The organism is Bacillus sp. M5A3_1b (assembly GCF_053345335.1).
Genome location: NZ_JBKEZY010000014.1, coordinates 33,565 through 53,005 on the forward strand (window position 1 = coordinate 33,565; position 19,441 = coordinate 53,005).

Below are 19,441 nucleotides of genomic sequence, written 5' to 3' on the forward strand. Positions count from 1 at the left end.
CATTGGAAGATAATCTTCTTGAAGAATTAAAAGATGTACTTAAAATCACATGGAACGAAGAGGATGCACATTTAAATAGCATTTTAGATAAAGGAAAGGCGTATTTGTTTAGATTAACGAATGCGTCTTTTGATTTTTCTAAGGAGTTAACACCAAAAGATTTACTGTTAGAACGTTGTCGATACGTTTATAACAATGCTGGTGATGAATTCGAAAAAAATTATAAGAATGAACTATCTAGACTCATTTTAGATGTAGCAATAGGAAGAGTGGGTGTTGTTAATGGTTCAGAAAGCGTATAGAGAAACCTTTAACGATGGATTTTTAGAATATGGTTACAAAAAGACTGAACGATCTGAAAATGGAAAACGAATTGGTGAGAAATTTCATGAAGAAGGTAAACTTGCTTATAAAGAAATGTCTTTCCGTGATAGTGATTATCAAATTGTTGGTGTTTTAACAACGGGCCTAGATTTAAAGTTAAAAACGTTGTACCCACCTTCATTTAGAAAAATAAATAAGAATAAACTCAAGGTATTGATTGATGGAATCGAATATGACGTGATTAAAACGGATCATGATTCTAATAAACAATATCTTTTCTTTTATTTACAACAGGCGGTGAAATCTCGTGAATGAAAAATCTAAAAAGCTAATGAAGGAGCAACGAAGTGGCATTAAAAAATCTCTTGACGATGGATTTAAGCTTTTAGTTGTGGAGGATGAATTAGCAGAAGATGAGGAATCGCAATTAACCGAAGAGGGATATAATTGTTTCATTTTGGAATATGGCGAGTTTCAGCCATCTTCCAATGAACGTACAATTTCTCAAAATGTATATATCAGCTATTTATCTGAAAATCAGGCTGATTTAGATGAACAGGTAATCGATATCATTTCATCTATTAGTAAGGTGAAAATGGTATCTTTTGTCGTTGCTAAAAGTGATCGTCTTCAGGTAAAAGATATAGATCGTTATATTGATCGTGTTGTTTTTACATTTAAGAGGGTGATTCCATATGAATGCGTTCGAACTTGATTATTCAGCTATAGAAAAGCTTGAGGAAAAGATGCGGATGTTACCAAATAAAATGGAACCCGCAGTAAACACCATTCTTCATACGGATGGTATACAAATTGCTACAGAGGAAATTACAAAGCTTATTCGGGTATCTCGGTCTAAATGGAGCGTTCGTGATAAGGCTCATGCCAAAAATAGCAATTGGTCAAAAAGTGAAAAGATGAATTTAGGTTTCAAAGTAAAGGCTCGTGGTGGAGCGGCTAATAAAAAAGGCTCGTTTGGTTATTTAGTTTTCCCTAACGAGGGACGAGGTTCAAGTAATCCGTTAGAACAGCGATTTGCAGAACGAGGACTTATGAACGCAAAACCAAAGATTATAGAAAAACTACATGAAGGTGTAGATAAAGTGATAGAGGAGGAATTTTAGTATGGTTAAAGTGATTGAAGAATTTGATTCCGTGTCGATTGTTAACGCAAGTATCCAGTTTAAAAAGAAAGGTGTACAGGAACCCGGCACACCCTTCGGATGTGTAGGAACGATTGAAGGGGAACCGGAAATAAAAGAAATTAAAAAAATATGCGGTGGGGCAACTATTAAAAAGAAAACAAAGACAACTGAAATTAAAATAACTGTTGCAGCACATATCCCTGTTAAAGTAGCAAGGGATTATTTTGGTTTTGATACAACAGGATTAAAGCCCGGCATCTGGGCATATGGTAGTGAATCAAAAGGAAATGATTTCGTATTTACAGCTGATGTAGTGGATGAATTTCAGGATATTGTAAAATTAATTGCTTTTCCAAATTGCTCAAATTCTACAGGGTTTAAGTTTTCAATCGCAAATGGCGAAGAGGAACTAGCAATGATGGAGTTAGAATTCACAGCTTTACCAGATGAATTGAAGAAATTTTATTATGAAGCATTTGTGGAAGAATTAACAGATGCTACAGTCGCTCAAAAGTGGCACACGCAATTTAATTCAACTCTTGTTAAAGGAACGCCAGCACCTTAAAAGCCCCAGTTTACAACGGGTCTTTTTCTATTGGATTAAACGAAAAAATGAAAGCGAGGAATAATACATGAAAGTACAAACGGTAACACTAAAAGAATTTGAAGTTGTGAGTGTTGATGGTGAATTTGAAACAAGATTTATTAACGAACAAAAATACCCAGCATTTTTAACGAATTACGCTTTACAGAAGGGTAAAGATTTAGGTCTTGTTGAAAGTTCTATTTTTAAAGATTTATTAAAGTTTCAAGCTTTAGATGGAGTGAATAAAGAGGGGAATGCCGATTTAGAAGCTTTAGGAGAAATCGATCAGACGAATATGCATAAAATTATTTATTTAGCGTTTAGCGGAGCAAATCCTAAAGAAAACCTATCATATGAGGATTTTTTAAAAAGATTTCATGAACCACTAGTTGAATCTATGCAATTATACGCAACATTAATTACAGATGTAATTAATCAAGACCCGAATCAATTTGCAACAGCATTCCAAAAAAGCACGGATAACAGTGGAAAAGATAAAAAAAAGTAAAAGTTCCTGACGCGAAAGTCGAGTGTGTAGAGGACTTATATGTTTTGTATTGCTTGGTCTCTGGGATTGATCCAGAGACTTTTTGGCATGCACCTATTGCGTCTGTGGAACGGATTTATGCAGGAATTACAGCATTCAATGCTTGGAGTAACAATCCAAAAGAAAGGTAGGTGAGAATGTGGCAAGAAACAATTCGGAAGTAGAAGTTATATTTAAAGCGCAAAATAAAGATTTTAATGATGCTATGAAGGGCATGAATCAAGAATCAAAAAAACTTCGTCAAGAAATGAAATTACAAGAAGAACAGATGAAGTTAAATGCTACTGATTCAGAAAAATTACAGGCAAAACTTCAAAATCTATCGCAACAATATGCAGTTGCACAAAGAGCTACGCAAGCAACCGCGGAACATTTACAAAGAGCTAAAGCACTGTATGGCGAAAATTCAACCGAAGTTGCCAAGCTAGAAACAAGGTTAAGAAGCCAGCAAATTGCAGAACAACAATTACAAAATCAAATTAGTACAACAAATAGAAGTTTGCAAGAGCAACAAAATGCAACGAAACAATTAAAGACGTTTTTTGACGCTACTGGAACGAGTGTAGAACACTTTTCTAATGCATTAGGGAATAATCTAACGAATGCAATTAGAAACGGTACGGCGACCGCTAGGCAGTTAGAACAAGCACTTGATTTAATTGGTCGTGAAGCATTAGGGGCAGAAACTGATATTGAAAAGTTGCAACGTGCTCTTCGATCTGTGGACGATGGAAACTCTATAGAAAATGTTAGAAACGAATTGAGGGACCTTTCACGAGAAGCAGAAAGGGCGGAGCATAGTCTCAAAGGTTTAGATATTGGCTTAGAAAATCTATTAGGTGGACTAATGGCTGGTGGCGGTATTGCAGGGGTCATCGAGCAAGCGCTTGATACTTCTAAATTAAAAACGAAAATTGATGTAACCTTTGAGGTCCCAGCATCTTCTAAAAAATCAGTTGAAGAAGCGGTTCGTGGAGTTGGAGCTTATGGTGTTGATGTGGAAGAAGCTCTTGAGGGTACACGAAGACAATGGGCATTAAATAAAACCGTTAGTGATAAAGCGAATGCTTCAATTGTAAAAGGAGCAGGAGCCATTTCAAGTGCTTATGCAGGTATAGATTTTACTGAGTTAATTCAAGAAACAAATGAAATTGGTAATGAATTAGGGATAACCAATGATACGGCATTAGGACTAACGAATCGACTGTTAAATATCGGATTTCCACCGGAACAATTGGACATTATCGCTGAATATGGCGGGCAGCTAACACGAGCGGGTTACAATGCTGAAGAAGTGCAGGCAATTATGGAAGCTGGGGTTGAAACAGGAACTTGGAATATTGATAACCTGTTAGACGGATTGAAAGAAGGGCGTATAAAAGCCGCTGAATTCGGTCAAGGTGTCGATAAGCCTATGCGGGAAGCGCTTGAAGGTACTAAAATTTCAGCTGATCAGTTAGAAAAATGGGGGCAATCTGTAGCAAAGGGCGGTAAAGAAGGTTCCGCAGCTATGACAGATATTGCTAAAGCTTTGGCTGATATTGAAGATGAAACAAAACGAAACGAAATTGGTGTTAAACTTTTCGGGACGATGTATGAAGATCAAGGGCAAAACATTACAAATACACTTATTGGTGCCCAAGACAAAGTTGTAGATTTAAACAAGAATCAAGAACAACTAAATGAAATGATAAAGAAAATGGATGCCAGTCCAGCTGTAAAACTTCAAAAGGCACTTGCGGATTTGAAAATGGCACTTGAACCAGTGTTGGCTACAGTCGCTAGTGTTATTGCCGCATTTGCAACTTGGGTTTCATCACATCCAGCATTAGCAGCAGCAATAACAACGATCGTTGTTGCCCTTGGAATCCTTGTTGGAGCCGCTATGGCTTTAGGGCCCGTATTTATTAGTTTAGCCAGTTATGCAACATATGCCCAATTAAGTATAGGGGCGGTTGCAACATCATTCTTTTCTATCATTGGAATTATTATAGGTGTAATAGCCATAATAGCCGCCTTAGTCGTCGGGATAAGGCATTTATGGCAAACAAATGAATCATTTCGAAATGCTTGTATAAACGCGTGGGAAACAATAAAGAATGCAACAACAACAGCAATAGAGGCTATGAAAAATGCATTAAGTAGTTTCGGAGATTTTCTTGGAACTATTCCGAGTAAGTTTTCAGCTATGGGAAGTGCAATAGGGAGTTTAGTTGACTCTATAAAATCGAAATTCAGTGAAATAGGAGATGCTATTGAAAATTCACTCCAAAGCAAGATTTCTTCTTTATCAAATATATTTAGTGGATTAGGTTCCGCAATTTCTCCAATTATTAAATTCATTAAATCATCGTTTTCATCAATAGGAAATACGATTGCAACGCTCACGCCATTAATTGTCCGTTTAGGATTAACATTTTTAGGTGTAACGGGTCCTGTTGGATGGGTAATTGCAATTATAGCTTCGTTAGGTGCAACGATATTTAAATTAATAAATACGAACGATCAAGCGAAAGAAGCCTTGATGTCAGCATGGCAAATCATTCAAGGTGTATTTACTTCTATTGCATCTGTTATTATGCCGGTTATAACCTCACTAGCACAAGGATTTATAGATGCATTTGCGCCATTAGCACCAGAGTTTCAAAAGACTGGACAAGTAATCATGGAAAGTTTCGCGTCATTACAGCCAGTATTTGCTGAGTTAGGAACAGCATTTGGAGAGTTAGGTTCAACAATTATTAGTCTGTTTGGTGAAGTTGTAACGGGAATTATGCCGTTAGCAGCGGATTTATTTAAATTATTTGGAGAAACAGTTCAACAAGTTATGCCACTTGTTACAGACTTAATCAAGTTGTTTACTGATACAACAATTGAATTAATGCCTTTAATAACAGGGGTTGTTCAAGAATTAGTACAAATGTTTTCAGGATTAGCAGCTGAAGTTATGCCTATGCTTGCTCAAGTAGTACAAGAAGTCTTCCCAGTGATCTTAAATGTAATTCAAGCGTCAGTAGGAATTTGGATTGTACTTATAAAAACTTTTGCGGATATTATTGTAATTATCGTACAAGAAGCACTACCGATTTTTCTTACAATTTTCCAACAGGTATTTCCGATTATTGTTTCAATCGTTCAAACAACAATTCCGATTGTAATTGAAATTGTAAAGCTGTTTGGTGAAGTCATTAGAATTATAGCAACTACAGTAATTCCGCTTATTTTACAGGTTGTACAAGCTGTTTTCCCTGTAATCATGGCAATTATTCAAGCTATAATACCTATAATTTCAGCAATATTACAAGGTATGGCAGAAGTCATAAAGGGCGTATTGATTCCAGCGATACAATTCATTTTATCCATTGTGCAGGCAGTATTCCCAACGATAATGAGCGTAATATCATCTGTACTTGGCATCATCACAAATGTTATCAAACTGTTTACTTCGATATTGAAAGGTGATTGGAGTGGCGCTTGGGAAGCTGTAAAAGGAATCACATCTAGTGTAATGTCGCTTATCGGGAGTATTATCCAAGGTGCTATGTCCTTGATTGGCACGGTTGTAAGTGGTGGATTAAATCTAGTGAGTTCAATATTCTCTAGTGTTTTAAATGCTGTATGGGGAGTAGTAAAATCAATTTTTAGTGGTATTAGTAATGTGATTTCATCTGTTATGTCAGCTGTAGGTAATATTATATCAGCCGGATGGAACGCAGTTAGTTCCGTAACATCAAGCGTATTAGATGCAGTATTTAATACGGTATCTAATGTTTGGGATAATATAACTTCATTCTTATCTGGGATTAACTTAATGGATATTGGTCGAAATATTATGGAAGGTTTATTAAACGGTATTTCATCAATGGTCAATCGAATTTGGGATAAAATCACGGAAACGGCAAGTGGGATTAAGGATAGAATTACAAGTGCTTTAGGAATTCATTCACCTTCACGTTGGATGCGAGATATGGTTGGTGTGAATTTAGGTAAAGGATTAGTTATTGGTATGGATAAGATGAAAACCTCTGTCCAAAATGCAGCATCTAAAATGGCTGAATGGTCGAAGCCGGACATTGATGGTTCGGTGTCTTATGCATCGGCTATCCCACAATCATTAGTGAATAGCGTAACCAATCAACCATCCATTACATTGAATTTGTACGGAACAGTACGTGAAGAAGCAGATATCAGAAAGCTAGCTGTAGAAGTAAGAAATGAATTAACATACACACAAAACGAAAGTGCCGCAGGTATAGGAAGGAGGGCGTAACGATGTTAGAACTGATAATAGATAATATACCCGCAAGTGATTATGAATTATGTTTAGTTGAGCGCCCCCCAATCCCTACCCCAAAAAGAAAAATAATAAAACATGAGGTAGAGGGAAGAGATGACGGAGCGCTTACTGAACTAGGGGAATATGAAGATATTAACTTATCAGTGGAACTTAACATATTGCTGGATGAAGAGTCATTAAAAACGAAGCTTAGATTTATAAAGGTATGGTTATTAGAAGCAAAAACCTTATCTTTCAATGATGAAGATGTTTTTTATAAAGTGAAATATGTGGAAATAGATGATATTGAAAATGAGATAGAAGAATACGGTAAATTTGAAGTGGGTTTCACATTAGGCCCACATGCATATTTTACCTATAGTTCATTAGAAATTACAGGACCAGAAATTGTTTATAATCCAGGAACGTATAAGTCAAATCCATTTCTGAAGATATACGGTTCAGGTGAAATTAAAATGACAATTAATGATAAAACCTTTCTTTTAAAAGACGTGAACCAATATGTTATTGTAGATTCACAAATGATGGAATGTTATAAAGATACAAGTCCACAAAATCATAAGATGATTGGTGATTTTCCATTCTTCCAAAGGGGAGCGAATAACATATCGTGGACTGGAAATGTTTCTAAAGTAGAAATTGAAGGAAGATGGAGATATCTATGATTCCAGTTTTATATGAAAAGAACACGAGGGATTTCACGAATAATGGAATATGTTTTCTAAAAGATACAATTATAGCTGAAGTATCAGAAACATTAAACGGTTCTTTTGAGCTTTACATGGAATATCCTGTGCTTGGACTTAAATGCAATGAGATACAAGAAGAACGTATTATCAAAGCCGAGACACCAGAAGGCCCGCAACCATTTACTATTCATAGGTGTGTAAAGAAAAATATGTCTACTGTAAAAATTTACGCTAGGCATATTTTTTATGACCTTTTGGAAAATCTGATTGAAGATACCAACATTGTAGAGCAACCGGGAGTGGGAGCGTTAGATCAATTACTCCGTAAAACACAATATCCGCATCCATTTAAAGTTGTTTGTGATATCTCTAAAATGAATAACAGCCGAATAGTAAGGAGAAACCCTGTTGAAGCAATTCTTGATCCGCAGGAAGACAATAGTTTTGTGAACCGTTGGGGCGGCGAACTAGTAAGAGACTTTTTTGATATCAAAATGTATCAACAACGTGGAACAGATAGAGGGGTTACAATACAAGATCAAAAAAACCTTATAGGTTTTGAAAGTGATGTAGATTTGGATGTGGTTGTTACTCGTATCATGCCTAAGGGCGCAGATGGATTATTGTTACCTGAAAAGTATGTGGATAGCCCATTAATAAATAATTACAGCCGCCCTAGAATTAAAGTAATTGAATTTAATCACATTAAGGCTCAAAAAGAAGAGGGAAGAAATGATGAAGAAGCTCTCCCACTTGAAGAAGCATATAAAGCATTACGAGCAGCGGCGAAATCTAAGTTTACGGATGAAAAAATTGATATTCCACAAGCTAACTATAAAGTTAATTTTGTGGAACTGTCTAAGACAGAGGAATACAAGGATTATGCGGTGTTAGAACGGGTATATCTAGCCGATACTGTTCGGGTGAAACATAGCAAACTCGGTGTAGATATACAGGCGAAGGCGATTAGTTATGTGTTTAATGTACTAACAGAAAAATACAAAGATTTGAATCTAGGAAGTTATAAAAAATCCTTTTTAGATAAAATGAATGACGTTAGTAAAATTACTGATGGTCTTGAAGATATGGAAGAATCCGTGCTACAACAAGCGAAAAACAATGCAACGAATTTAATTAATTCTGGTTTTGGTGGTCATGTGCGTACGTATCCAGAACGTATTTTAATTATGGATACAGATTCGGAAAAGACAGCTAAAAAAGTTTGGCAATGGAACATAAATGGATTGGGATTCTCTCCTAAAGGGATAAATGGTCCATATGAAACAGCTATGACGATGGACGGTCGAATTGTAGCTGATTTTATAACAACAGGTACATTAGATGCTAATTTAATTAAGGTTGTTAATCTAGTGGCTGATGACATTGTTTCTGGTATTCTCCGAAGCCGCAACAACCGTTTCAGAATCGATTTAGATCGCTCTGGCGTTGATTTTTACTCCGAGACAGGAAAACTAGTGACTCAAATTGCCCAAGCGAAAACACGTCAAGCAGATGGTAGTTCCGCTGAAATCACTTATTTTGGCGTATCTGAGGCGGAAGGTGTAGCAACTGGTTTGGCTTTCGGTAAACGTGCGGCAGATGGTTCTTTTGGTAACTCAATTTATATTGAAAGTCGATATGGTGATGTATATATGCGCCCACCGACATTGTATATCATACCGTCTGAAAAAATGCGAGTAGAGGCTCGTGCAGAATTCCACCACCCTGTCAGGTTCGATGCCTCACCACTTTCTAAAATCGAAGGAGCAATGAAAGGTGAAGAATGGACGATTGTACCAGGTGAAGGTGATAGAGGTGGTGCGGCAATTCGTCCTTGGACAAGCGGGAATGGTTCATTAGGGACAGCGACACACAGATGGCAGGAAGCTTGGATTGGTTGGATTAACGGTCAAGATATTGGCTTGAAATTCAAAGCGATAACGGATGCAGATTTTAAAGCGGGAGAAGCAAGACGGGTTGCTGATTGGGCTTCAGCTCGTGTGGAAGAAGTAAATAAAATAGCTGTTAATGCGGCGAATGCTGTAAGTGGTAAGGCAGATGCATCAGCCTTAGGTTGGCAAATTGCTCGTATAGATAATGCATTTGCTCGTATAGAAGCGCTAGAAAGAAAATAGGAGGTGTGATCATGAATGAAGTAGATGTTTTAAGAGTGGCAAACGGCATGTTAGCAGAAAAATTAGTAGCTACAGAAACAGAGAACGCGGTATTAAAAGCACAATTAATTTTACTGCAGAAAGGAGCTTCCAATGAGAACGGAAACGATAGTACTGGACCTGTCCAACCAGAGTATGCCGAGAACAATCACGGCGAGGGAGAATGACCGAAACGGATTTAAAATTGTCGGGAATTTGAAAGAACGAGGAAAAGCGGTTGATCTAACAGGGTTTGTAGTGAAATATGAAGCAGCTAATTCGAATGGATATTTCGTTCGAAATGATGCAGTTATTATTGATGCGACAAAAGGAATCTTTGAATATACCTTTTCAAAAGAGTCAGTATCAACCCGCGGTGTATGGGCTGGATATTTCGCATTTGAAAAAGAGTCAGAACGGTTTACTACATCTGACATTAAAGTCATTTTAGGATGCGATGTGAAACAAGGAAAGATTGAAATAAAGGATTATATTTCTGACTTTGACAAGGCCCTTGAAGCTGTAGCTGGTTATCGTAAAGAAATAGATGATACAAATAAAAAAATCGTAGAGTTAACAAACTTGATTAATGCAAAAAATGTACAAGTACCAAAACTGACACTAGATACTGGTGGTGCGTTAATTTCGATTAGCGATACTACAAAGAACATCCTTAACGAAATTTTCGCTAGAGGACTAGGAGTGAGCACAATTTATTGTGCAGGTGGGGTGCAAGGTAATGCACCTAATGCTAAGTCGTGGCGTGGTATTTCGTTTTTAAATTCTGCAAATTATGGATTTGTTATCGCTAAAGATTTTCAAGGTAAATTATTTACGAACTACCTCGATAATGGAACTTGGATTGGGTGGGAAGAGCATGTAACATCAAATGACTTACTCAAAACTCTTAACGGATGGAAATTTACAACTACTGCATTACAACTTAATGGCAGCAATGTACTATCAAAGATTGCAACAGGATTTCGTTTCGATAGTAATCTAGAAGTAAACGGTATAGTGAAACAAAGTAATGATACTGACTGGACACCATTAATCTTAATAAACGGAGTTAAACAACAAAGTTCACAACCAGCATCAGCCGTTAAACGTTCAGGTAATGTTGTTAATATCGTCTGTGCGATTACTGATTTCAAAGATAAGCAGGTCATTGCTAATGTTCCAGCGATATTTAGACCAGATAGAGAAATGTTCTTTACACCTAACTATTTTCAAGGTTTAGCACTAAAAACTGGTTATGTAATTGTAAAACCTAATGGAGACATCTATCTTGAAGGAATTGAAGCTACAGTATCATTATATAGATTTTCCCTTACTTACATTGTATAAAGGCGGTGATTAAAAAATATGAGAACATTTTATGTATACGACAAACAAACAGGAAGATATTTAGAAAATGTGATTATATTCCCTTCATATGACACTAAGACAGATAATGACGGGAATGTGATTGAATGGATTCCTGTTTATAAAAACATTCCAGAAAACTCAACAGAAATACCATTACCGCAGCCGAATTGGAAACCTGTATGGGATGGAGAAAAGTGGGTTGAAACAATCACAGAAGAAGAACTGGAAGAAATGAATAAGCCCCAACCAAACAAGCCAAGTGAAATTGAAAAACTAAACAATCTTATTACTGAAATGAAGGATAAACACGAAACATTAGAAGAAGAGAATGCGGGATTGGTACTTTCTTCTATAAAAAAAGAAATGACTCTTGAATTGATGCAAGAAGAACAATCTACGCTCGTTTTAAATTTAATTAAAGGTGGCGTTTTATAAATGGCTCAATTAGATTTTTATGCACTAGCTAAGAGATATTATGCGAAGGGATTTTATTCATACGAAGATGTAGGCGTATTTGTTCAAGCTAAGAAGATTACACCAGAGCAATACAAGGAAATTACAAACTTTGATTATGTGGAGCAGCAATAGCTGGTATTTTTTATTTTGCACAAAATACGGCTTTTATAAGAAAAGAGGGACAAATAGATGTCTCTCTTTTTATTTTGAAATGAGGTGATCAATATGGAAGGGTTACAAGAGGTAAGAACCGATGTTCAAGAAATCAAGCAAGAAATTAAGGAAATAAGGGTAGAGATTAAAAGTTTGGAAATGCGTACAACAGGTAACGAGAAAGATATTGATAATATCAACAAGCAACTAGATAAAATCAGTGCAAATACTACCTGGATTTTACGACTTATTGTCGGTGGAATTGTAGGGGCAGCTCTCACTTTCTTCTTGAAAGGAGGTGGTATGTAATGGTTGAAATTACTGTAATGACCGGAATTGTAGTGTGTCTTTCGCAGATTGTAAAAACAATTGGATTACAAACAAAATATGTTCCGTTATTAAATGTAACGCTTGGCATTGTGCTAGGCGTTTTATTTTTGGGCGGAGATATCAAAACAAATGTATTTCAAGGAATCATCATCGGACTGTCAGCAAGTGGATTATTTGACCACACAAAAATTATGAAAAAGGATGTTGATGCTAAATGAAAAAGACAATGAAATATATTACCTCGTTCCTTATGATTCTAGTACTTGCTGGTTCTTTTGCTACAAGTGCTTTTGCTGATAGAATGCTTATTATTCCAGATTTACCCAAAAAATCATACCGTAATGGTGTAGGTGCTTATGAGGGAGTTGTAGCACATTCTACAGCAACTCCAGAAGCTCCAGCTATTAATATCCAAAAATACGAGGCTCGTACATGGAGAAAAGCATTCGTTCATTATGCAGTTGATTGGAATGAAACAATCCAAATTGCTGATACAAAGTACATTGCTTATGGCGGTGGACCTGCTGCGAATAAACGATTTGTACATGTAGAGTTATGCGAAACAGCGGACTATACAAAATTCAAACGCAGCTATGATAAATATGTTAAATTACTGGCTAAAATCTTACGTGACCGTGGGTTATCTGTAGAAAAAGGATTATGGACGCATAGCGATGTAACACATTATCTCGGCGGTACTGATCATGAAGATCCAATTGATTACTTAAAGTCTCATGGCGTTTCAGAAGCTCAATTTAGAGCAGACGTACAACAAGCATACAATAATTCTAGCGTGGATGTTTCTGTTCCAGAGAAGTCATCTAAACCAGAAGAAGTACCAACAGCTGTAACAGACGGTATCGCTTATATTGAAGGTTACAACGTTAACTTACGAAAAGGCCCTGGTACAAGCTATTATAAGATTCGTCAGTTAAACAAACCAGAATCTTATATTGTGTGGGCGGAAAAGGATGGTTGGTTAAATCTCGGTGGAGATCAGTGGATTAAGAACGATCCATCTTATGTGAAGTTTAGTAAGAAGAGTACAGTGGATTCATCTATTGTAGGGAAACGCGTTGTATCTAAAGTTAACAATCTACGTTTCTATGATGCACCATCTTGGCAAGATAAAGATGTTGCTGGCTCTGTAGATGCAGGTTTAGGGTTTACTATTGATGCGAAAGTAAGTGTTAATGGTTCATTGCAATACAAAGTGCATAATTCGAGAGGACATACATTTTACATTACATCTAGTGAGAAATATGTAAGTGTACATTAGTAGAACAAAAAAGAGGACTACTCATTTAGAATAGTTCTCTTTTTAATAAAAATATTTTTTATTAAACTCTTGTTAGTCTACCAGTTAACCATGCATTATATATCATACTAATAACTTCAGCTCTTGTGGCAAAATCATTTCCGCGAGTACCATCAAAGATACCAGTTGATTTTGCCCAATTATTTGAGTTGTAGAATCCAGTCTCAGGACTCCATGCTGGACTTTTTAGTCTGTTTTGATACAACATTCCAGCCATTTCATCACGAGTAATCCAGTTAGTGCCTCTTGTACCATCTGTAACATCACGATACCCTAAAAATTGGCGTGCATAGTTATAGTCATATCCACCTTGTCCCTTTATTGCGCGCGTTAGAATTAACCATGCGTCCTGTCTAGTAGCTAGATTATCTCTTAGGTCTGCCGTGATATAACCTCTGTTCATAGCCCAATTCATCTGTTTATCAGCCCAATGTGCTGCATGAGCTTCATTTGGTGCAGTTGCTGCAAATCCTACAGATAGCATAATAGCTGCAGCAGCAACGACCATAAACTTTTTAATTTTTTTTAACATCTTTTCCATTCCTCCCCTTATTTTGTTTATAAAATCTAATATTCAGCAGATGGTTCTATAAATTATATTAGTTCATTATATATGCATAGAAAAAATGAATCCTATGTATATGGGAAGTTAGTGAAAGAGGGATTACCCAATTGTGGGAGACTCCTCTTTCTTATATTTTCTTATCGATTCGAATGTGTGTTATACATCATAGTAACAACTTCAGCTCTTGTAGCAGCATCATTTCCACGGCTACCATCATAGACACCTACAGTACGTCCCCAAGTAAATGCATCTTTAAAGCCTTTATTGGGAGTCCAACCACCATTACCGTAGAAGTAGTTATACAACATAGCAACGGTTTCATTACGAGTCGCCCAGTTAGTTCCACGAGTACCATCAGAAATACCGTTTCGCACTACATACTGACGCGCTTGCTCATAATTTCCAACGTAATTTTTATCCCAACGTGCAATCATTATCCAAACATCCTGACGAGTTGCAAGGCCGTCTCTTAAATCAGCAGTAATAATGCCTTTGTTGAAAGCCCAATTCATTTGAGTATCTGCCCAATGTGCAGAGGCTTCCTTGGGTGCTACTGTTGCAAAGCCAGCAGATAACATAACAGCTGCAGCAGCAACGACCATAAATTTTTTAATTTTTTTTAACATATTTTCCATTCCTTTCCCTATGTGTTTATAACATACATTATATTACAATATTTGGTTTTAGAAGTAAATAGATATATTTGAATTTACGATATTCTTTTAGTCATATTTTGTGAAGTTGACAAGAAAATGGAATTGTGTATGATGTTATTTCTTATAAAAGAATAGTTTGATAAAACAAATGCCACCCTTAATTGGGCGGCATTTGTTTAGTTCATTGTTTCCATTGATTTAATTATTAGAGTGCACCTACAAGCCAGGCTTGCCTCATCATAGTCATAACCTCAGCTCTTGTAGCAGGATCGCTATTTCGTGTACCATCGTATATCCCCTTATTAACTGCCCACTCGAGTGCTTGATAATCCGCACTTGCGAAATGAATGGATTTATACGTATGTCTATGTAGCATTTGTACTACTTGAAAACGAGTAACATAGTTTTGAGGGTTGCTACCATCTGAGATTTTATTACTCATCACATACTTACGCGCGGCGTCATAAGTGGATCCTCCTGAATGATCAGTAGCAATACGTGTTAGGATTAGCCAAGTATCTTGTCGGGTAGCATAATTATCTCGTAAATCAGCAGTAATGTAACCATTGCGTAGTCCCCAGTCCATAGCTCCGTCAGCCCAGTGTGCTGAAGCTTCCTTTGGTGCAATTGTTGCAAAGCCAGCAGATAGCATAAAAGCAGCAGCAACAACTACCATAATTTTTTTAAGTTTTTTTAACATATTTTCCATTCCTTCCGCTAAAGGTTTTTAACACTTGAAATTTCGCGCAATTTAATTATTAGAGTGCGCCTATAAACCAGGCTTGCCTTATCATAGTCATAACTTCAGCTCTTGTAGCGGCCTCAGCAACACGGGCACCACGGCCATCTGCTTCTTGGACAATCTTCTTTGCACGTGCCCAGCTATATGCGCCATGATCATCTATAGTTCCGTACGCGCCCGGATGAGCGGCTCTATACAACATTTGGCATACTTGCCCACGTGTAACATATGCTTGAGGGTTTGATCCATCTGATATTTTTCTATTCATTACGTAATTACGTGATGCAGTGTAACTTGATCCACCTGAAAGATCATTAGCGACACGTGTTATAATCAGCCAAGTGTCTTGTCGGGTAGCGTAACTATCTCTTAAGTCAGCGGTGATATAGCCATTTCTTAGTCCCCAGTCCATAGCTCCGTCAGCCCAATGTGCCGAAGCTTCCTTTGGTGCGACTGTTGCAAAGCCAGCAGATAACATAACAGCTGCAGCAACAACTACCATAATTTTTTTAAGTTTTTTTAACATCTTTTCCATCCCTTTCCCTATGTGTTTGTTACATCCATTATATTACATTATTCGATTTTCAGAGTAAATGAATATATTAGAATTTTCGATATTCTTTTAGTCATAATTTGTGAAGTTGACAACAAAAATGGAATTATATATATGGGAAGTGATTTCTTATAAAAGAATAGTTTTATGAATAAAAATTATTACCTGATTCTATATGTAGATAATTATATCTTGGATTCCGTATTTATAAATGTTAATGTAAATATACACCGGTTCTTATTTATCTATGAATAGTGTCTGTAGAACGAATAGAATAATTTGAAAAAAATCCCCTTCTGCATATGGGTGCGGAAGGGGATTTTTATTTTTATGAAATTTAAAATTTACTTTTAGATAATGCCTTTAGTATTGGATTAACAATCCTCCCGATCAAACGAAATCCTCTAAATATTGACTGGACAATCTTCATATAATAATCCCCCTTAAATTAAGTAAATCATACTAATTTATAAAATATTTTAAAAGTGTGATTTTATTACATATTATATTTAATAATTTGAGTCTAATTAAAAATGTATTGTTCTAGATTTTTGTTAATTTAATTGGATAAATCATTTAAGGGCAGTTCGTTTAATGAAAAGATTTTTTTATGAAAAATTCCTTTTTTTGCTATAATTAATTGGTATCAATAAATACACTCTAAATAAGAACGTACGTTTGAACATTGTTGCTAGAAATGATAACATAGGAGGAAGAAAGTTAATGAATGATGTAATTGAACAAATTAAAATCTCACAATTAGATGTAAATGATCGCTTTTTCGAAAGTCTAATAGAGGATTATGAGGGTTTCGAAAGATGGTTCGAGAAGAAAGCCTATCAAGGTGAAAAAGCTTATGTTTTAAGAAAAAATGGAGTTCAGGGATTTTTGTATCTTAAGGAAGAAGATGAGTCTGATGATACTATCACTCCAAATTTTGTGAAAAAAAGACGCCTTAAGATTGGAACCTTTAAAATCAATCCACATGGAACAGTTCTGGGAGAACGTTTTATTGGTATTATTTTGAAGAGAATGCTAGAAGAAAAGTATTCTGAATGCTATGTAACTCTTTTTGAAAGGCAAGTAAAGTTAGTGGAGATATTTGAAAAGTTTGGTTTTGTTTTTTGGGGGAGAAAAAATAACGGTGAATTGGTATATGTAAAAACATTGGAGAAAAAAAATGATATTTTTAGAGACTTTCCATGTATCCAATTAGAGGACAACAATAAATTTGTACTTGGTATCTATCCTAAATACCATACAAGATTATTTCCTTTTTCAAAACTAGACACGGAAAGAAATCATAAAATAGAAGATTTATCTTTTACAAATACAGTTGAAAAGGTTTATTTAACAGCTATGCTGGGGATAGAAAGTATTCAATCTGGAGATATGTTAGTAATTTATCGAACAGCTGAATGGGGTCAGTCCGCTAAATATAGTTCTGTTGCAACATCTATATGTACTGTAATAGAAAGAAAACATATTAGTGAATTTAATAACATTGACGAATTCATTAAATTTTGCGGTAAAGGAACAATTTTTACCCCTCTAGAGTTAAAAGGATTTTGGGAGTTAAAAAAGTATCCTCATATTATTAAAGTGTTGTATAATATTGCATTGCCAAAACGTATTATTAGGAAAGAATTAATTGAAAAAAATGTGATAAGTGACGGGAAGTATGCAGGTTTTATGCCCTTAACAAATTCACAATTTGAAAAGATTTTAGAATTAGGTGAGGTATGTGAAAGTTTTATTATCAATTAAACCAGAGTTCGTAGAGGAAATTATTTTAGGAAACAAGAAGTTTGAATACAGAAAAAAAATTTTTAAGCGGAAGGATATTTCTTCTGTAGTTGTGTACGCAACTAAACCATGCGGAAAAGTAGTAGGAGAGTTTGAAATAGAAGATATAATTATAGATAACCCTAACAATATATGGGAAAAAACGAAAAAACAATCGGGTATAACAAAAAGCTATTTTAATCATTACTTTGCAGGAAGACAAAAGGGAGTTGCTATACAAATCAAAGAGTTTAAAAAATATGAAGAACCTCTAGATTTAATTGACTTCGATAGCAATTTAAAAGCAGCACCCCAATCATTTTGCTATACGAATGGAGGTATGTAGGAGTGGAGTATATCTTTTTGTCTGGTATACATGGAGTCGGAAAATCTACTTTGGTAACAAAGCTGCGTAAAGAAATAGAGATTAAATCTTTTTCTGTTAGTGATTTGATTAGAAAAGCTGGTAATAATATAAGTACATCTGACAAGAATACAAATGGTATTTCACGAAATCAAGAATTGTGGAAAAATGAATTAAACAATATAGAACAGGATGGTTTTATCTTGTTGTTAGATGGACATTTTTGCCTGTTAGATTCTGATAGCAATATTACCATGTTACCTTTCTCAACTTTTGAAGACACTAATATGCTTAAAATTATTCTTATACAGAATAAGCCTGAAGTAATTAGAGAAAGATTACTGAAACGAGATAATAATGACTACTCAATTGAACTTTTAGATGAATTTCAGAATTCTGAAATTCGACAAGCAGTTAAGTATTCTGAAGAAAGAAATATTGAGTTATTTATTTACGACGAAACTGAGCCGTTCCGAGAGTTAATAAATTTCGTTAGAAGTTAAAGCTATACCATTAGAGGTGGTTGAAACTATGTTACATAATTTAAAAATAAATAAAGTTTTCTTTACACCCGTTCTAGAACAAATTAAAACTTTTGAAATCCGAAAAAATGATCGAGACTTTCATATAGGTGATAAAGTTATTTTAAATGAATGGGATGATAAAAATCAGCAATATACAGGGCGTAATGTTAAAGTAGAAATCTTATATATTACTGATTATGAACAAAAGGATAATTATGTAGTCTTTGGTTTCAAAATGATTTAGAAACTTGGAAGTACTTCTTTAATAAGTTCTAACAAGAAGTTATTTATAGCTATTTTGTTAGAATTTATTAAAGTTTGATTTTAGGAAAAGAATATCGAGATAATTCTCTATTAAGCGTGCATGCAAAGTACATGTTTTATTCAAATTTTAGCTTAAATAAAAACAGCCACATTACCAACCATAAAACAGCCACAAAACAGCCACAAATTAATAACAAGTAGTGAAATCACAGAAAAACGTTATCAGACAAACACTTAATTCATGCTATGTGTGAAATGAAATGAAACTATATAAAACGAAGGTATATTTTTAGAACGCAAGTTCACCAATGGGAACGTGATCAATATATGTCTCTTTACTAAGAGGCTCAAACCCTTGACACACAACGTGTTGAGGGTTTTTTTATTTAGCGGGCATTTTTATAGGAGGAATATAAAGGAGCAAATAAATTCAAAAATGTACTTGCTAATACTTATACGAAATGAATATCATTTGAAAAAGTGAGTTATTTAATATATATGGCCTATTTAAATGAGTTAAAAAGCCTAGCTCAATTACGTTTCAATACAAAGAAAAACCCCTTGATACTGCAGTGATAGGGGATTTTCGTCATTTATCTACAGTGAATTATGAAGAATATTG

At 35.3% G+C, this 19,441-nt stretch carries 24 protein-coding genes; 20 read left to right on the top strand and 4 right to left on the bottom strand.

The window, feature by feature from the left end; all coding sequences use genetic code 11:
* Window positions 1–2 precede the first annotated feature (2 nt).
* From ACLBWW_RS26045 to ACLBWW_RS26120, 16 genes are all read left to right on the top strand, one after another.
* A complete protein-coding gene (locus ACLBWW_RS26045; RefSeq protein ID WP_107134879.1) occupies window positions 3–302 on the top strand; it encodes a phage head-tail connector protein in 300 nt (99 codons plus the stop codon).
* Window positions 283–639: a phage head closure protein gene (locus ACLBWW_RS26050; RefSeq protein ID WP_107134878.1), complete on the top strand. Its 357-nt coding sequence runs from the start codon at window positions 283–285 to the stop codon at window positions 637–639. Before ACLBWW_RS26045 ends, ACLBWW_RS26050 begins: the two co-directional genes overlap by 20 nt.
* Window positions 632–1,039, top strand: coding sequence for a hypothetical protein (locus ACLBWW_RS26055; protein ID WP_223265764.1), 408 nt, complete (start codon window positions 632–634; stop codon window positions 1,037–1,039). Before ACLBWW_RS26050 ends, ACLBWW_RS26055 begins: the two co-directional genes overlap by 8 nt.
* The gene (locus ACLBWW_RS26060; RefSeq protein ID WP_107134824.1) at window positions 1,020–1,448 is read left to right on the top strand and encodes a hypothetical protein; all 429 of its coding nucleotides are present in this window, start codon (window positions 1,020–1,022) and stop codon (window positions 1,446–1,448) included. The genes ACLBWW_RS26055 and ACLBWW_RS26060 overlap by 20 nt, the downstream gene beginning before the upstream one ends.
* 1 nt (window position 1,449) lies before the next feature.
* The gene (locus ACLBWW_RS26065; RefSeq protein WP_107134825.1) at window positions 1,450–2,034 is read left to right on the top strand and encodes a phage tail protein; all 585 of its coding nucleotides are present in this window, start codon (window positions 1,450–1,452) and stop codon (window positions 2,032–2,034) included.
* Between the two features lie 67 nt (window positions 2,035–2,101).
* Window positions 2,102–2,563 (top strand): hypothetical protein, encoded by a 462-nt coding sequence (locus tag ACLBWW_RS26070; RefSeq protein WP_353836356.1) that lies wholly within the window; start codon window positions 2,102–2,104, stop codon window positions 2,561–2,563.
* 178 nt (window positions 2,564–2,741) lie between these two features.
* The gene (locus tag ACLBWW_RS26075) at window positions 2,742–6,872 is read left to right on the top strand and encodes a hypothetical protein (RefSeq protein ID WP_447614312.1); all 4,131 of its coding nucleotides are present in this window, start codon (window positions 2,742–2,744) and stop codon (window positions 6,870–6,872) included.
* Window positions 6,873–6,874: 2 nt separating this feature from the next.
* Window positions 6,875–7,564, top strand: a complete 690-nt coding sequence (locus tag ACLBWW_RS26080; protein ID WP_060487450.1) for a phage tail domain-containing protein — start codon at window positions 6,875–6,877, stop codon at window positions 7,562–7,564.
* A complete protein-coding gene (locus ACLBWW_RS26085) occupies window positions 7,549–9,723 on the top strand; it encodes a phage tail spike protein (RefSeq protein ID WP_107134828.1) in 2,175 nt (724 codons plus the stop codon). Before ACLBWW_RS26080 ends, ACLBWW_RS26085 begins: the two co-directional genes overlap by 16 nt.
* Window positions 9,724–9,734: 11 nt before the next feature.
* Window positions 9,735–9,929: a hypothetical protein gene (locus tag ACLBWW_RS26090; protein WP_107134829.1), complete on the top strand. Its 195-nt coding sequence runs from the start codon at window positions 9,735–9,737 to the stop codon at window positions 9,927–9,929.
* Window positions 9,898–11,088 (top strand): BppU family phage baseplate upper protein, encoded by a 1,191-nt coding sequence (locus tag ACLBWW_RS26095; RefSeq protein ID WP_447614313.1) that lies wholly within the window; start codon window positions 9,898–9,900, stop codon window positions 11,086–11,088. Before ACLBWW_RS26090 ends, ACLBWW_RS26095 begins: the two co-directional genes overlap by 32 nt.
* Window positions 11,089–11,106: 18 nt before the next feature.
* A complete protein-coding gene (locus ACLBWW_RS26100) occupies window positions 11,107–11,544 on the top strand; it encodes a hypothetical protein (RefSeq protein WP_107134831.1) in 438 nt (145 codons plus the stop codon).
* On the top strand, window positions 11,545–11,697 hold the full coding sequence (locus tag ACLBWW_RS26105) for an XkdX family protein (RefSeq protein WP_000057774.1): 153 nt from the start codon (window positions 11,545–11,547) through the stop codon (window positions 11,695–11,697).
* A 93-nt stretch (window positions 11,698–11,790) separates the two neighbouring features.
* Complete coding sequence (locus tag ACLBWW_RS26110) at window positions 11,791–12,027, top strand: hemolysin XhlA family protein (RefSeq protein WP_107134832.1); 237 nt, start codon at window positions 11,791–11,793, stop codon at window positions 12,025–12,027.
* A complete protein-coding gene (locus tag ACLBWW_RS26115) occupies window positions 12,027–12,266 on the top strand; it encodes a holin (protein WP_149238030.1) in 240 nt (79 codons plus the stop codon). The genes ACLBWW_RS26110 and ACLBWW_RS26115 overlap by 1 nt, the downstream gene beginning before the upstream one ends.
* Window positions 12,263–13,327, top strand: a complete 1,065-nt coding sequence (locus tag ACLBWW_RS26120; protein WP_447614314.1) for an N-acetylmuramoyl-L-alanine amidase — start codon at window positions 12,263–12,265, stop codon at window positions 13,325–13,327. Before ACLBWW_RS26115 ends, ACLBWW_RS26120 begins: the two co-directional genes overlap by 4 nt.
* Before the next feature lie 61 nt (window positions 13,328–13,388).
* Here ACLBWW_RS26120 and ACLBWW_RS26125 read toward each other — a convergent pair whose 3' ends face one another.
* The 4 genes from ACLBWW_RS26125 to ACLBWW_RS26140 form a co-directional block, all read right to left on the bottom strand.
* Window positions 13,389–13,898: a protein phosphatase 2C gene (locus tag ACLBWW_RS26125; RefSeq protein WP_447614315.1), complete on the bottom strand. Its 510-nt coding sequence runs from the start codon at window positions 13,896–13,898 to the stop codon at window positions 13,389–13,391.
* 170 nt (window positions 13,899–14,068) lie between these two features.
* Complete coding sequence (locus ACLBWW_RS26130; protein ID WP_317616680.1) at window positions 14,069–14,443, bottom strand: protein phosphatase 2C; 375 nt, start codon at window positions 14,441–14,443, stop codon at window positions 14,069–14,071.
* Window positions 14,444–14,792: 349 nt separating this feature from the next.
* The gene (locus ACLBWW_RS26135; RefSeq protein WP_335426720.1) at window positions 14,793–15,287 is read right to left on the bottom strand and encodes a protein phosphatase 2C; all 495 of its coding nucleotides are present in this window, start codon (window positions 15,285–15,287) and stop codon (window positions 14,793–14,795) included.
* A 58-nt stretch (window positions 15,288–15,345) separates the two neighbouring features.
* A complete protein-coding gene (locus ACLBWW_RS26140; protein ID WP_447614316.1) occupies window positions 15,346–15,831 on the bottom strand; it encodes a protein phosphatase 2C in 486 nt (161 codons plus the stop codon).
* Between the two features lie 774 nt (window positions 15,832–16,605).
* Here ACLBWW_RS26140 and ACLBWW_RS26145 point away from each other — a divergent pair.
* The 4 genes from ACLBWW_RS26145 to ACLBWW_RS26160 are packed head-to-tail and all read left to right on the top strand — an operon-like array spanning window position 16,606 to window position 18,799.
* On the top strand, window positions 16,606–17,649 hold the full coding sequence (locus ACLBWW_RS26145) for a hypothetical protein (RefSeq protein ID WP_447614317.1): 1,044 nt from the start codon (window positions 16,606–16,608) through the stop codon (window positions 17,647–17,649).
* Window positions 17,627–18,013 (top strand): ASCH domain-containing protein, encoded by a 387-nt coding sequence (locus ACLBWW_RS26150; RefSeq protein ID WP_447614318.1) that lies wholly within the window; start codon window positions 17,627–17,629, stop codon window positions 18,011–18,013. The genes ACLBWW_RS26145 and ACLBWW_RS26150 overlap by 23 nt, the downstream gene beginning before the upstream one ends.
* Before the next feature lie 2 nt (window positions 18,014–18,015).
* On the top strand, window positions 18,016–18,534 hold the full coding sequence (locus tag ACLBWW_RS26155; protein ID WP_447614319.1) for an ATP-binding protein: 519 nt from the start codon (window positions 18,016–18,018) through the stop codon (window positions 18,532–18,534).
* 28 nt (window positions 18,535–18,562) lie between these two features.
* Window positions 18,563–18,799 carry a DUF3850 domain-containing protein gene (locus tag ACLBWW_RS26160; RefSeq protein ID WP_447614320.1) on the top strand — a complete coding sequence of 79 codons (237 nt, stop codon included), beginning with the start codon at window positions 18,563–18,565 and terminating at the stop codon, window positions 18,797–18,799.
* Window positions 18,800–19,441 lie beyond the last annotated feature (642 nt).

Coding starts and splice junctions, on each gene's coding strand:
- ACLBWW_RS26050 (WP_107134878.1), top strand. CDS start 283: ATGGTTCAGAAAGCGTATAGAGAAACCTTTAACGATGGATTTTTAGAA.
- ACLBWW_RS26060 (WP_107134824.1), top strand. CDS start 1,020: ATGAATGCGTTCGAACTTGATTATTCAGCTATAGAAAAGCTTGAGGAA.
- ACLBWW_RS26065 (WP_107134825.1), top strand. CDS start 1,450: ATGGTTAAAGTGATTGAAGAATTTGATTCCGTGTCGATTGTTAACGCA.
- ACLBWW_RS26070 (WP_353836356.1), top strand. CDS start 2,102: ATGAAAGTACAAACGGTAACACTAAAAGAATTTGAAGTTGTGAGTGTT.
- ACLBWW_RS26080 (WP_060487450.1), top strand. CDS start 6,875: ATGTTAGAACTGATAATAGATAATATACCCGCAAGTGATTATGAATTA.
- ACLBWW_RS26085 (WP_107134828.1), top strand. CDS start 7,549: ATGGAGATATCTATGATTCCAGTTTTATATGAAAAGAACACGAGGGAT.
- ACLBWW_RS26090 (WP_107134829.1), top strand. CDS start 9,735: ATGAATGAAGTAGATGTTTTAAGAGTGGCAAACGGCATGTTAGCAGAA.
- ACLBWW_RS26095 (WP_447614313.1), top strand. CDS start 9,898: ATGCCGAGAACAATCACGGCGAGGGAGAATGACCGAAACGGATTTAAA.
- ACLBWW_RS26100 (WP_107134831.1), top strand. CDS start 11,107: ATGAGAACATTTTATGTATACGACAAACAAACAGGAAGATATTTAGAA.
- ACLBWW_RS26105 (WP_000057774.1), top strand. CDS start 11,545: ATGGCTCAATTAGATTTTTATGCACTAGCTAAGAGATATTATGCGAAG.
- ACLBWW_RS26110 (WP_107134832.1), top strand. CDS start 11,791: ATGGAAGGGTTACAAGAGGTAAGAACCGATGTTCAAGAAATCAAGCAA.
- ACLBWW_RS26115 (WP_149238030.1), top strand. CDS start 12,027: ATGGTTGAAATTACTGTAATGACCGGAATTGTAGTGTGTCTTTCGCAG.
- ACLBWW_RS26120 (WP_447614314.1), top strand. CDS start 12,263: ATGAAAAAGACAATGAAATATATTACCTCGTTCCTTATGATTCTAGTA.
- ACLBWW_RS26125 (WP_447614315.1), bottom strand. CDS start 13,898: ATGTTAAAAAAAATTAAAAAGTTTATGGTCGTTGCTGCTGCAGCTATT.
- ACLBWW_RS26130 (WP_317616680.1), bottom strand. CDS start 14,443: ATGAATTGGGCTTTCAACAAAGGCATTATTACTGCTGATTTAAGAGAC.
- ACLBWW_RS26135 (WP_335426720.1), bottom strand. CDS start 15,287: ATGTTAAAAAAACTTAAAAAAATTATGGTAGTTGTTGCTGCTGCTTTT.
- ACLBWW_RS26140 (WP_447614316.1), bottom strand. CDS start 15,831: ATGGTAGTTGTTGCTGCAGCTGTTATGTTATCTGCTGGCTTTGCAACA.
- ACLBWW_RS26145 (WP_447614317.1), top strand. CDS start 16,606: ATGAATGATGTAATTGAACAAATTAAAATCTCACAATTAGATGTAAAT.
- ACLBWW_RS26160 (WP_447614320.1), top strand. CDS start 18,563: ATGTTACATAATTTAAAAATAAATAAAGTTTTCTTTACACCCGTTCTA.